We start from the raw sequence: 13722 nt of genomic DNA on the forward strand, positions 1-13722 counted from the left end.
CCTCGTTTAATTTAGTCATTATAGAATTCATTGAATAGAGAATTGCTTACAGAACTACGTGCACATACTGTTTGTTTTTTGATTCTAAGATACTCGCCTGATTGTTCATCAAAATTTACTCATGGTTTGCAAATCAAAGAAAAAAATCAACCCCGTGAAACATTATAAATTAAGTATGTCTATTACCGAACTTGCGTATTCAATACTTTGTAAATAATGTCTGGTTAATTCTTCTTCTTTTAGTGGCAGGCCGTTGAGGGAGCTGAAGTTTGCCTGTTCATAATCGATTGAATATTTAAGAAAGGTGCCCAGCATACCTTTTTTATCCAATATGGCTTCGTTTAATGATTCAGTTAGATGAATATTAGCTAAAAGAGACCCCAAGGGTTGATTTAAAATACCATCCAGCGTGGATAAAATCCCTACAGTATACGCCTGATGTGGGTTAGTGTAGTTCATGGTTTTAGCCATAGATTCGCACATTTTGGCACGAATCAAGGTGCGTTCAAGAAGATCAGGTGCTACCTCATCAAAACTGGACAGCAACAATAAATTCAACCAGTTACGAATTTGAAACAACCCGAGTTGTTTAATGGCATCAAGTAAGCTGTCGATTTTTTTACTTCTGTACATAGCTGGTGAATTGGCCAAACGTAGAATTCGATAACTGAGTTTGGGAATAGGTAAAATCATTTCCTCAATACGTTCCATGGGCACATTATCATCGTTTAACTCAGCAAGAAGACGCAAAAGCTGGGCTTTGTTCTCGGTAATTTTAGTGCTCGCAATGGACTCAGGTTTATTAAGAAAAAAGCCCTGAAAATAGTGGAAACCAAAATTACGACATATTTGAAATTGCTCTTTTGTTTCAATTTTCTCGGCCAAAAGAATACCTTTGTAATTTTTAAGCAGAGATAATTGTTTTTCTATGTGTTTTTCATCTTGATTAAGAACCTCTATTTTAATTACATTTGCAATTTCAACAAAAGCTTCAAGATTTTTTTGGTAGACAAAATCATCCAGGGCAATCTGATAGCCCTTATTTTTCAGTACTCTTAAATTTTTAATGATGTCGTTATCTGGTTCAACTGTTTCAAGAATTTCAACAACTATTTTATCTTTCGGTAACAACAAAGGTATCTTTTGAATAAGATTATTATAGGTAAAATTTATATAGGCTCTTTTATTACCTAAAAGTGTCCTCATGTCCATATTGGTAAACATTTGAGTGAGAACTGATGAAGTTGCTGAATCGCCTTCAAATTGATTGGTGTTATCCACATCCGCATATTGAGGGTTGCCATTGCGATAAAGTATTTCGTAGGCACAGACAATACCCTTTTTGTCATAAATACCTTGACGAGCGAGCAATATGCTGGAATTGGGTTCTGTCATTATTATTGTCACTATCTCTTTATTAAGATTCCTTTTATTAAGCAGCCATAATAACAAAAGGCCTGCCTAATGACTTCAAAATGCCCATAACCTACGAACAAACGAGCCATACACTGTTAAGTATAGAGCAATATTTAACTTCTCCATATACGCCAAAAAATAAAGTCTTTGACCCAATTCAAACTCGATTATACAGTCACTTAAAATTTAAATGATCGTCATTTAGGCTATACTTTAGCAATTTTAAGTCATTTGTTTAGATTATAACCTATTTTGCAGGGTCTGTTAGCATGAAAATGTCATGAAACATTCAGATTTAGTGCAAATCAGTCAAAACCGGCTTAAATTACCGATAAGTACTCAAGGCAACGCTAACTTAAGCTAAATTAAGAGGTTATTATTAATTTAAGAGCTGTTAACAAGGCTTGAATTCACAATTTATTGTTTTTTTTGAACATATACCCAACAGTCCTGTTTTTAAAACAAAAATCAATTTTGAACTGAGCAGAGATTTTAAATTTCACTTCAAACTGCCCCCTTTCTCGCAATAGGATCTTTGAATACTGATGCCTTTTGCGGGAGAAAACGGTATATCCCTCGGTTTATTGCCACATAAATTACGCCAAACCGAGGGAAGAAGTATTAAATCGGTACGAATTAAATAATCTCTGTTTCAATATTGTCTTTGTGGGCTTTCTTTTTAATGATGCCCGCTTTAGGAGAAGTTCTTCTGAGTTCATCATCAGCAAAATCATCCACTTTAATTACATCCTGACGAGCTAATTCGGCTTGTTCGAGCTCTTTAGCTTCCTCAGAGGTCAGTATTCCGCAGCTCAAGGCCTCTGCAATCTGATCTTTAAAGTTAAGTGATTTTAACACCTGATCTTTCACTGCCTTCATTACTTTACGCTCTAAATCCTCAACCGCACAGATTTTATAAAATGCCTCTTCCATGCGACCTAAGGGGCAATTATTGCTTGGCGTTTTATAAACGAGTCGAGTTAAGCGAGCACGAGTTTCATTGGGCTCAATAAGCATCTTCGCCAACTTATGACCTAACTGATCATTGGGGATATGTCTTTTATTGCCTAATGGTTTTAAAATCAAGGGTAAAGCGATTCGTGCCCAACGCACCGGAAAGTTAATAATCACGCCATGCATTGCATCTTCACATTCGTGCAATAGTTGCTGGCAACACCACTGAACCAGGGGAAGATCAGCTACTGGCTCGCCATCCTCATAAAAACGCTTTAAAACACAAGATGCCATGTAAAGACAACTTAACATATCGCCTAAACGTGCAGACAGTTTTTCCTTGCGCTTTAGGCCACCACCTAACACCACCATAGAAAAATCAGCAAGAAAAGCAAGATTTGCACTGTATTTATGAATTAATTGATAATATCGTTTTACCGAACTGGTCGGTGCTTTTGAATAATGAGCATCAGTCCAGGCAAATACCAGCGACTTGGTGAAATTAGCCAGTATAAATCCAGCATGAGCAAAAAACGCATTGTCAAATTGCTTCAAATCATTATTACGCACACTTTCCAACTCTTTAAATACATAAGGATGACAACGAACTGCACCCTGACCAAATATAATCAGACTACGAGTTAGAATGTTTGCCCCTTCTACAGTAATTCCGATAGGAGAACCTTGATATCCTCGACCCAGGTAGTTATTGGGGCCTAAACAAATGCCTTTACCACCATGAATGTCCATAGCATCCAAAGCAACGGTTCTTGCTCGCTCGGTTGAATGATATTTTAGAATTGCGCCAACAACGGATGGCTTAGCACCGTGATCTATGGCAGCAGCTGCCATAGTCAGTGCAGAGTCAATAATATAAGTGTTGGCTGCAATTCGTGCCAAAGGTTCCTCTATACCTTCAAATTTACCTATGGGTTGATTAAATTGCTTTCTAATCCGTGCATAAGCTCCAGAAGCAAGAGCCACAGCCTGAGCGCCGCCACTGGCGCTTGATGGCAGAGAAATAGCACGTCCAGCGCTCAAGCACTCCATTAACATGCGCCAGCCTTGCCCAGCCATAGCGGCGCCACCGATTAAATAGTCCAAGGGTATAAATACATTTTTTCCTTGAGTTGGTCCATTTAAAAAACCGGTATTTAATGGAAAATGTCTTCTTCCTTTGGTTACTCCAGGAGTTGAGGAAGGAATCAATGCACAACTAATACCCAAATCCTCTCCCTTACCTAACATATTTTCCGGGTCAAACATTCTGAATGCCAATCCTATGACTGTAGCAACCGGACACAAAGTGATGTAGCGCTTATCCCAATTTAAACGAACACCAACAACTTCCTTACCGTTAAATTCCTGGCGACAAACTATACCCTCATCAGGAATAGAAGCAGCATCAGAACCGGCATTTGGTCCAGTTAATGCAAAACAGGGGATTTCCCTTCCATCAGCCAATCGTGGCAGGTAATGATTTTTTTGTTCCTCAGTGCCGTATTTTAGTAACAATTCACCTGGCCCCAGGGAGTTTGGTACACAGATTGTAGTAGCAGCGGTAATAGAGCGACCATAAATTTTAACCAAAATGGACATTTGCGCTGTAGCAGAGAACTCTAACCCTCCGTAACGTTTGGGTATAATCATGCCCAGAAAACGGTTGTCTTTGATAAACTGCCATACTTCTGGAGGTAAATCAGTACGATTATGAGTAATATCCCAATCATCAAGCATGGAACACAAGACATTAACCGGGCCATCAAGGAACTTCTGTTCTTCTTCTGTCAAGTGCACAACAGGCTCACTGCGTAACTTGGCAAAATCAGGAGCACCACTAAAGATATCGCCTTCCCAACTGACTGTTCCCGCTTCCAGAGCTTCTCGCTCAGTACTGGACATTGCAGGCATTGCTTTACTGATGATTTTAAACAAATGTTTTGATATCAATGCCCTGCGTAAAGGTTTTACCATCCCGGCTAACAACACAAGTTCAACTGTCCAGAGCATGGTCTGAGCAAACCATCCGGGTGAACCAAACTTGAATACCAAACCCATAAAAAGAGTAAAGCTGATAGCCCATACCGCTATTGATGCCTGACGAGTTATCAATATCCCTGCTGCACCAATTGTTGCAAGTAGTAACAGTACATGTAGCACAATGCTCTCCTTATTATCAGCTAATTAAAAATATAACTTTTGGTTATGAAGTATAGCATCTACAACGTCAATAACCTGTTTTGCAACCGACTTTGGATGTTCCATTGGAAACAAATGGGTTCCTTTGGTTTGAACGCTTTTAATGTGAAAATACCGTCGCATGTAGCGAACGTCGAAACTATCAATAACCGTGCTGCTGTCTCCATAAATCAGAGCAGCAGGGACTCGTGATCTTCCTTTTAAGCGTGGAATGACATGAGGAATAGTTCTGTAGATTTGAGATTCAATATGCCTGTCAAATTTCAAATGATACCCATCCTCTTTTAAATCCAGACCATACTTGATGTAATCATCCAAACACTCATCAGTAAACGTCTTAAATAAATCCCTGGTTTTCAAATAACGCAGTAATTGATCATGATCTTGCCAGTAGGTCCTTCTTCCTTTGGTTCGGTATGCTGGAGTCACTCGGTCAATAATACCAAGTACCTTGGCTAAATGAACCATACTTGATTTAAAACGACCAAGTAAAGGCGAATCCAGCAACACAACCGCCTTAAATAAATCAGGGCGTTCAATGGCAGCCAAAAGACTTAAAACGCCCCCAAGGGAATGGCCAACCGCAATCACTTTCTGCCTGGCTTGTTGTTCCACACTGTCTATGACTTCATCAACAAGATGATGCCAGTTTTCCGTCACAGGATAATCGGGATGATGTCCTATCATATCAGGGTAACAGACATCAAAAACAACAGCCAGCTGATCCAGAAACTGCTTGTAACACAAAGAAGGAAATCCATTGCCATGCGCAAAATGGATTAAATCCCTCATTATGCCACCATTTTGGTACTGTCAGAGCGAAATGCTCTGATGGCAATACTAAAATACAGACCAAGCAACGCCAACAAAATAAATCCAAATCCGTAAAATACTGCGTTTAATGTCATAAACGTCAAAAGCACACACACCATGGGGGTAGATGCTACCATGAATAAACGTGAAGATTCTTTGAATTTAAGTTTGAAGGAAAAAAACACCCTGGAAAAAACTTGCCCCAAAAAAGCAAGAACAAGGAAAAAGATAACAAATAAAGAGTAAAAAATTGCAACGATAACGGGATAAATAATCAACTGGGCTGCATATTTCAATCCGTAAATGGAGCTACTGGAAATAATCGTTTTTCCATCAAACATCATATTCATATTTTTATCAAAGGGCTGTACCATAACAGAACCATGGAGTGTTTGGTCATCACTCAAAGTCATTATAGATGGAGAAATCATCTTTACAGACATGCTTTTTTTGTTAATCAATAAAGTCAAATAAGGAAATTCTTTGGTAAATTCTTTTACCACTCCCGTGGTATCAATAATAACTGAGACCTGTCCCTTATCGTTTTTAATAAAATAAGGCATAGGCTTATCAAAATTGAGCTCACCATTTTGAATGTAAAGAGTGGGCAAAGAAAGTATAGGAGCTATAAGCCGCTCATTAAAATCGGTGTTAAACTCCCTGCTCATTTTCAAAGAATAAGGAATAACTGCAAGTGCAATCACCAGTAAAAGATAAAGAAGGCCAGTACCCCGCCAGCGTTTTCCTACATCGATGTATAATCTCTTTGCATAAAAAGACATATAAAGCGCTGACCAATAGCTGTAAACCGGGGTATCAATAGGTTTTAATTTAGTGTCTTTCTTCGCCACACCATTCTCCAATACGTTTACCTGTTTTTTGGTGAAAAACATGTACTTTCATTTTAGGCAACTCTACAAAGATCTGTCCATCAGATAAAGCATGATCTGCAGGTAGACGTAAAGTAACCCGTTTGCCATTATTAATACTCTTTGCCTGTACGAGTTTGTCCGCACCCATATCGTCTATAAATTCAATGTTCAGTTCTAAAGATTGAGCGTTTTTTGAGGCAGAATGCAAAACATGCTCAGGTCTGACTGCCAGAGTCAGTACGTCATGATCATCTACCGTGTCTGTCCAAAGCGGTGCAGGAAAATCAATTCCCATTTCAGTCTGAATGGTTTTTGATTTTTTGTCAAAAACGCCCGTAAAAAAATTAATGGGGTAATGTCCGGTAAACCCTGCGACAAATTCGGTCGCCGGGGTCTGGTACAATTCCTGAGGAGTACCTAATTGTTCTACCCTGCCCTGATTCAATACCAAAACTCTATCTGCCATGGTCATTGCTTCTGTTTGATCATGAGTCACATACAAACTGGTGGTATTGAATTGTTGATGTAATTTTTTAATTTCATGACGCATTTCCGTGCGTAATTTGGCATCCAGGTTTGATAAAGGCTCATCAAACAAATAGACAGCAGGAGATCTGACTATAGCTCGTCCCATAGCAACTCTTTGTTTTTGACCACCCGATAACTCCTGCGGTTTTCGTTGCAAATAAGGAGTCAAATGCAGCAGCTTGGCTACATCGCTTACTCTTTGGCGAATATCGGAAGCGCTCAATTTGCGCATTTTTAATCCATAGGCCATATTGTCAAATACCGTCATATGCGGATATAGCGCATAATTTTGGAACACCATTGCCATATCTCTTTTGGCTGCAGGCATGTCATTAACACATTGATTATTGATTAACACCGCTCCAGAACTTAACTGTTCGAGTCCGGCTATAAGCCGCAAAAGGGTTGATTTACCACAACCTGATGGTCCAACAACGACCATAAATTCGCCCTTTTTAATACTCAGTGTTAACTGATGCAAAATGGATGTGGCTCCTACTGTTTTTGTCACATCAATCAAATCAACTGTAGCCATAATTAGTTCAACCCTTTTTCAAACCAACGCTGCATGAACAAGACGACCACACAGGGTGGAATTAAAGCGATAAGCGCAACGGTCATGATATAGTGCCATTGTGGAACCTGATCTGCGACGCCCGCAAGATAACGAATCCCCATAACTATGGTCGCCATTTTGGTTTCGGTAGTAATAACCAATGGCCAGAGATACTGATTCCATCCGTACACAAACAATATAACGAATAATGCGGAAATTTGTGTGCGAGATAAAGGTAAGACTATATCGAAAAAAAAGCGTACAGGGCCTGCACCATCAAGCTTGGCAGCATCAGCAAGTTCCTTGGGAATAGTCTTAAAAAATTGTCTGAACAAAAAAGTACCTGTAGCGGATGCGAGCAACGGTAATGATAATCCAGTAAAGGAATTCAATAATCCAAATGATGCAACAACCTGAAAAGTAGGTACTATTCTTACTTCAACGGGTAACATCATGGTTGCAAAAATCAATGCAAAACACAGTTTTTTGAAAGGAAAATCAAAGTAGACCAAGGCAAAGGCCGAGCCTAAAGCCAGTATTATCTTTCCGAACGCAATACACAAAGCCATTAACAGGCTGTTAAATAACATCCCGGTAATAGGTTCTCCACCAGTTACGGTCATTCCTTCAGTTAAGACGACGTTCAAATTTTTAATAAATGAAATCCCGGGAACTAAAGAAAGCGGTGACTGCATTAGTGCCGAACCTTCATGACTGGCTGCAACAAGAGCAAGATACAAAGGCAGGAACATGAAAAGAGTAAAAATAATTAAAAAAGCATGAGATAACACCCGATTTAAATGATTCATTCGTAATGTACCTTCTTTTCCAGATATTTGAATTGAACCAATGAAATCACAATAACGATGATCATCAATAACACAGATTGAGCGGAGGAACTTCCCAAATCCATTCCTTCAAAGCCATCCTCATACACCTTGTACATTAGATTGGTTGTACTGTTACCCGGGCCACCATGAGTCATTACCTGAATAATTCCAAAAGTATCAAAAAAACCATAGATCAAATTCATAATCAAGAGAAAAAAAGTTGTTGGCGATAACAGTGGCAGAATAATCTGCCAAAATCTTTGCCATGATGAAGCACCGTCTATTATCGCAGCATCAATAACCGTTTGTGGAATAGCTTTTAAAGCCGCAAAATAAAATAAAAAATTGTAACTAAATTGTTGCCAGCTTGCAGTTAATATAACAACCAGCAAGGCTTGATTGGCATTATTCACATAATCAAACGGAATTCCCAAGGAGTGTAAAACCTGGGTTAACCAACCTAAAGTTGGGTGACACAAAAAACGCCAGAGAATTGCAGCAACAGCAGGAGCTATAGCATAAGGCCAAATTAACAACGACTTATACACTCCCTGACTTGTACTCCTGTTATTCACTAAAGTGGCGATTAACAAACCAAAAATCATGGTAATCGCAGTGACGCTAAATGCAATCGCAAAGGTAACCCAAACGGCTTTAAGATAACCTGGATCGCTAAAAAGGTCAGAAAAATTACTCAATCCGGCAAAATGCTGATGCAGACCAAAAGCATCGGTATAAAAAAAAGATTGCACCAGAGCACCACAGGCCGGCCAGATAAAAAACACTAAAGTGATGAGCAGTTGCGGTACTATAAAAAGCCAAGCGTAGATACTTTGATGATTAAATTTTGCCATTAGCCAACCATGTAGGGGTTAATGTTGTTGTACCAAAAAATGATTATATAGTTATTTTGAATCATTTTGCGAGTGCTTATGCAGATAATCTGCTATAAATTATCCAATCAATTTCGTTCATGTAGGGAGATACTTTTGCGCTACATTCACATCAACAATCCTGGTTCTAACAGTCAATTAATAATGACCGAAGGAACAAAACCAGAATTCACTCCCAGTCAAATACTAATTAAAGTTCATGCAACCGCATTAAACAGAGCTGATTTAATGCAACGATTGGGTAAATATCCCCCTCCCCAAGGTGAGTCCGATATTCCTGGACTTGAAGTGGCTGGAGAAGTCATTGCTGTTGGTGCCAAGGTTAAACAATTTAAACCTGGTGACAGGGTTTATGGTCTTGTTGCCAGTGGTGGCTACGCAACCTATTGTCCTGTTGAGTCAACATTAGCGCATATCATTCCTCCTGACTGGAGCTATTCTATGGCAGCTGCCCTACCTGAGGCACTAACCACCGTGTACGCCACTCTTTTTGATCTGGGTTCTTTGAAAAAAGGGCAAACTTTATTAATTCATGGCGCAGGAAGTGGTATTGCCTCCTTGGCAATTCAAATGGCCAAAATCACCAAAGCAAAAGTAGTGACCACAGTGGGTGATGAAAGTAAAAGGATTAAGGCTCTTGAATTAGGAGCAGATCAGGTGATTAATTATAAAGAACAAGATTTCGAAAATTTAGTAGAAGATCACAGCATTAACCTGATTATTGATTTCATAGGCGGAGACTATTTTAACAAGCACCTCCATTTGTTAAAACCCAAAGGAAAATTAATCCAGATTGCTTGCCTTAAGGGAAGTAGCGTTGAGTGCAATCTGGCTCTGATAATGCGCAAAAGATTGCACATTATCGGATTTGTTTTGCGGTCGCAAAGCATTAAAGAGAAATCCAGACTCTGGAGGCTGGCTCATCAACACTGGAATGACGCTTTACATAGACAGGAGCTTAAACCCTTAATCGATTCTGAATTTCATCTCGAGGATATAGAACAAGCTCAAGCACGCATGCAAGAAGGAAAACATTTTGGAAAAATTGTGATCCTTACTCGCCAGGCAAAGAGCAGTCATTAATTCTAATACATGACTTAACCTTGAGATCTGTTCCATTTATCCCTACTGTTTTGTGAGCCTAAGCGTAACGTACGTTCTAACAATTGCGTGTAAATAGGCTCATTTCCGGCTAATTGCACTATGGTGGTTGACGTAATGCAGGTAATCATCAAAGGCAATATCAACGAATAGTTTTGCGTCATTTCCACGACCAAAACAACGCCGGTGATCGGGGAGCGCACTGAGGCAGCAAATAAAGCCCCCATGCCAGCCACCGCAAACATACCCGGATGAATGGACGAATCAATACTCAAATAGCCAAAAAGGTGGTAAACAGCCAAACCAAGCAACGTGCCCAATGCGAGCATGGGAGCAAAAATTCCGCCCGGAATTCCTGTTGAATAAGACAGCATAGTCGTAATGAAACGAACAACAATGAGTAAACACAAAATCCCAAAGGCGGGAGACAGGCTTAGAGCCTGATTAATAATTTGATAACCGCCGCCAACCATTTGAGGATGGATATAGACCAGGTAACCAACTAAAAATCCAACCGCGCAGACATACACTATTTTATCTCTGGGATTAAGTTTATCCAGAAGACAAAGTATTCCCATTAAAGACTTGTTGAACACTATGCCCACAAATCCCACCACAATGCCAAAAAGGCAAAACCACCACAAAGCCTGCAAACTGGGTAAGGCAAACAGTTCCATTTTTATCGCCGGTTCAGAGCCTATAATCAGATGCAAGGTAATTGTTGCCATAACGCAGCAGATGATGACCATTTTAAAATTCGTAAACGAATAGTTAAACTGGTTGCGCATCTCTTCCATCACAAATAATACCCCGGCAAGCGGTGCATTAAATGCTGCGGCAAGACCGGCGGCTGAGCCCGCTGCAATTAACGTATCTTTTCTTTGTCGGGAAAGGTGAAGTAAATCCCCAAGCATCTCGCCAAGGTTACCGCCCATCTGAATGGTTGGCCCCTCACGCCCCATCACCATATGTGCAGAAATAGACAGTACGCCTCCGATGAATTTAACAGGAATTAATCGCTTCCAAAATATTGGACGGACGTGCAAAAGAGTCCCTTCAATTTCTTGAACCCCACTTCCTGCAGCCTCTGGAGCAAAATGCCTTACTAAAAGAAAAGCTGCTAAAACCATAATCATGGTCACTAAAGCGCTAATCAACCCTTCAGGAAGAGCTGTAGTACTAATAAAACCATAAAATGAATTCATCAAGGAGACCAATCCGGCAATAGCCAATTGAAATAATGAAGCAAAAAATCCTGTTATTACTCCTAAAACTATAGATACAGCATAAAGAATGAGTATCTTTTTATCCATTTGATTTCACCATATCCATTAAATTAACAATAATTTTAAGACCTGCCTGATGTGTTAGTGATAAAATTGTTTCGGGATGAAACTGCACCGCATGCACAGGAAGATGCTTATGAGATACAGCCATCACTATGCCGTCATCACTCATTGCAGTAACCAGCAAATCCTTAGGTAATGCAGCTAATCGGGCATAAAGAGAATGATATCTTCCAGCCCTGAAGGAATTACCCAATCCACGAAACAAACCGTCAGGTTTTAGTACCGAAATCTGGGATGATTTACCATGCATGGGATAATCAAGCACATCAAGAGTACCACCAAAATGTTCTACTATGCCTTGTAAACCAAGACAAACACCAAAGATGGGGATATGACGGTCAAGGATCTCTTTAATGGTTTCAGACAGGTTAAAATCAGTCGGTTTACCTGGCCCTGGTGACAAGACGACCAAATCATAGGCATTATTTTTTAAAAAATTAAGGGCATTATCATAACGAACAGTACTAACCGCAGCCCCTGTCTGACGTAAATAATTTGCTAAAGTATGAACAAAAGAATCTTGATGATCAATAAGCAACACTTTTTTATCATGGCCAGTCTTAGGCAGATTTATGATTTTTTTATGATGTAAAGGCTCAGCGTTGTTCAGAAGATCCAAAAATGCGGACGCTTTCAAACGGGTTTCCTGCTCTTCTAATTCAGGAACTGAATCATAAAGCAAAGTAGCTCCTACTCTAACCTCGGCAACGCCCTGTTCAATTCGAACAGTTCGCAACACAAGTCCCGTATTCAAGTTCCCATCAAAACCAAACCAACCTACAGCACCGGCATACCACTTGCGAGGCGATTGTTCATGCTGCTCTATAAAGTTCATTGCCCAAATTTTAGGTGCACCGGTTACCGTCACTACCCACATATGCGTTAAAAAAGCATCTACGGCATCAAATTCATCCCTTAAAATGCCTTCAACGTGATCTACAGTATGGATTAGTCGAGAGTACATTTCGATTTGACGACGTCCAATCACTCGGACACTACCTGCCTCACAAATCCGTGATTTATCATTACGGTCTACGTCGGTACACATGGTCAATTCTGATTCTTCTTTTTCGGAATCCAATAAACACTGAATGTTTCTTGCATCCTCAATCGCATCTGCACCTCGTTTTATGGTTCCAGATATAGGGCAGGTTTCAACCCGCCGCCCCTGAACCCGCACATACATTTCAGGAGAAGCACCCACCAAATACTCGCCCTCTCCCAGATTAATAAAAAAACCATAAGGAGATGGATTGCTAAGCCGCATTTTGCTGAATAATGAAGAGGGCTTTTCGGTAAAATGAGTATAAAAAGTTTGACTGGGCACAACTTCAAACAAATCACCACAAGCAAAACGTTCTTTTGCTTTTTCGACTACCTGAGCATATTGCCCCGGAGCATGATCACAGTCTTTTTGCGGTTTATTTAAAGGTTGATAAGGTGCGTATATCCCATCTCGAGCTAAAGATTGAGTTGATTTACCCTGAAATTGAAAATCATAACGGCGCAGAAAAGCCTCTTCCTTACGATGGTTTACTATGTAAATTTCATCAGGTAAATAAAGTACCATTTCTCTTTGTTGATCATCTCTTTTTTTATGCAAGGTCAATTGTTCAAACTGATGAATTAAATCAAAACCAAAAGCACCGTATAAACCGAGATAATGGTCTTCTTCTGATTTAAAAAAAGCAAGGAGCAAACGAATCACACTAAACACAGAAGGCTGCTGGCTTCGCTCCTCTTCACTAAACACCTTTTGCGAGGATTTGATACTCAAACGGCACAACACATGGGTTTGTTCTATGATGTCCAAATATTCCTGTGCGGATAATAAAGGGCAGATAAAGGCTAATAAAGCCTCTCCCCGCTGGTTTAACGCTTCCAGTGTTATGAGACTTTGTTTGCACGCTATCGCTAGAGGAGGATTGTAAAACCCAATATCCCAACAGGTATAACGCCCAGGAAACTCAAAACTTGAGGCAAACAGTGCGCCTCTGTGGGAATCAATGCGCTCAAGTAATGACTCAATACCTTCACGATAATCAAGCGCATGTTGCGAAAACTCGACATGAACGCCGCCCTGGGTTTTATAATGCTGTAGCATGGTTGTCGTACTCTTTGATAATAAACTGCCACTCATTCTACTTTAATTAAATCCTTCTGCAATAAAGCGATTTAGTTAAACGTGTCACAGGAAACAAATTCTTTATT

10 protein-coding genes are annotated in these 13722 nt (G+C 39.9%); 1 reads left to right on the plus strand and 9 read right to left on the minus strand.

Features of this window, described 5'->3' with window-relative positions; all coding sequences use genetic code 11:
• Window positions 1-162: 162 nt before the first annotated feature.
• The 7 genes from Lwor_RS11425 to Lwor_RS11455 form a co-directional block, all read right to left on the minus strand.
• Window positions 163-1395 carry an EAL and HDOD domain-containing protein gene (locus Lwor_RS11425; RefSeq protein ID WP_058494017.1) on the minus strand — a complete coding sequence of 411 codons (1233 nt, stop codon included), beginning with the start codon at window positions 1393-1395 and terminating at the stop codon, window positions 163-165.
• A 657-nt stretch (window positions 1396-2052) separates the two neighbouring features.
• Window positions 2053-4530, minus strand: coding sequence for an acyl-CoA dehydrogenase (locus Lwor_RS11430; protein WP_058494018.1), 2478 nt, complete (start codon window positions 4528-4530; stop codon window positions 2053-2055).
• 24 nt (window positions 4531-4554) lie between these two features.
• A complete protein-coding gene (locus Lwor_RS11435; RefSeq protein WP_058494019.1) occupies window positions 4555-5361 on the minus strand; it encodes an alpha/beta fold hydrolase in 807 nt (268 codons plus the stop codon).
• Entirely contained in the window at window positions 5361-6233 is an 873-nt protein-coding gene (locus Lwor_RS11440) for a DUF1189 family protein (protein WP_058494093.1), read from the minus strand. Before Lwor_RS11440 ends, Lwor_RS11435 begins: the two co-directional genes overlap by 1 nt.
• Window positions 6214-7317, minus strand: a complete 1104-nt coding sequence (locus Lwor_RS11445) for an ABC transporter ATP-binding protein (RefSeq protein WP_058494020.1) — start codon at window positions 7315-7317, stop codon at window positions 6214-6216. The genes Lwor_RS11440 and Lwor_RS11445 overlap by 20 nt, the downstream gene beginning before the upstream one ends.
• Before the next feature lie 2 nt (window positions 7318-7319).
• Window positions 7320-8147 carry a sn-glycerol-3-phosphate ABC transporter permease UgpE gene (ugpE, locus tag Lwor_RS11450; RefSeq protein ID WP_058494021.1) on the minus strand — a complete coding sequence of 276 codons (828 nt, stop codon included), beginning with the start codon at window positions 8145-8147 and terminating at the stop codon, window positions 7320-7322.
• Window positions 8144-9022: a carbohydrate ABC transporter permease gene (locus Lwor_RS11455; RefSeq protein ID WP_058494022.1), complete on the minus strand. Its 879-nt coding sequence runs from the start codon at window positions 9020-9022 to the stop codon at window positions 8144-8146. Before Lwor_RS11455 ends, ugpE begins: the two co-directional genes overlap by 4 nt.
• Window positions 9023-9157: 135 nt before the next feature.
• Between Lwor_RS11455 and Lwor_RS11460 the strand changes: the two genes are divergently transcribed.
• Window positions 9158-10144 carry an NAD(P)H-quinone oxidoreductase gene (locus Lwor_RS11460; RefSeq protein ID WP_058494023.1) on the plus strand — a complete coding sequence of 329 codons (987 nt, stop codon included), beginning with the start codon at window positions 9158-9160 and terminating at the stop codon, window positions 10142-10144.
• A gap of 14 nt (window positions 10145-10158) precedes the next feature.
• Here Lwor_RS11460 and clcA read toward each other — a convergent pair whose 3' ends face one another.
• Window positions 10159-11475, minus strand: coding sequence for a H(+)/Cl(-) exchange transporter ClcA (clcA, locus tag Lwor_RS11465; protein WP_058494024.1), 1317 nt, complete (start codon window positions 11473-11475; stop codon window positions 10159-10161).
• Entirely contained in the window at window positions 11468-13615 is a 2148-nt protein-coding gene (locus Lwor_RS11470; protein WP_058494025.1) for an anthranilate synthase component I, read from the minus strand. The genes clcA and Lwor_RS11470 overlap by 8 nt, the downstream gene beginning before the upstream one ends.
• Window positions 13616-13722: the final 107 nt, after the last annotated feature.

It is taken from the genome of Legionella worsleiensis (assembly GCF_001467535.1).
GTDB classification, from domain to species: Bacteria; Pseudomonadota; Gammaproteobacteria; order Legionellales; family Legionellaceae; genus Legionella; species Legionella worsleiensis.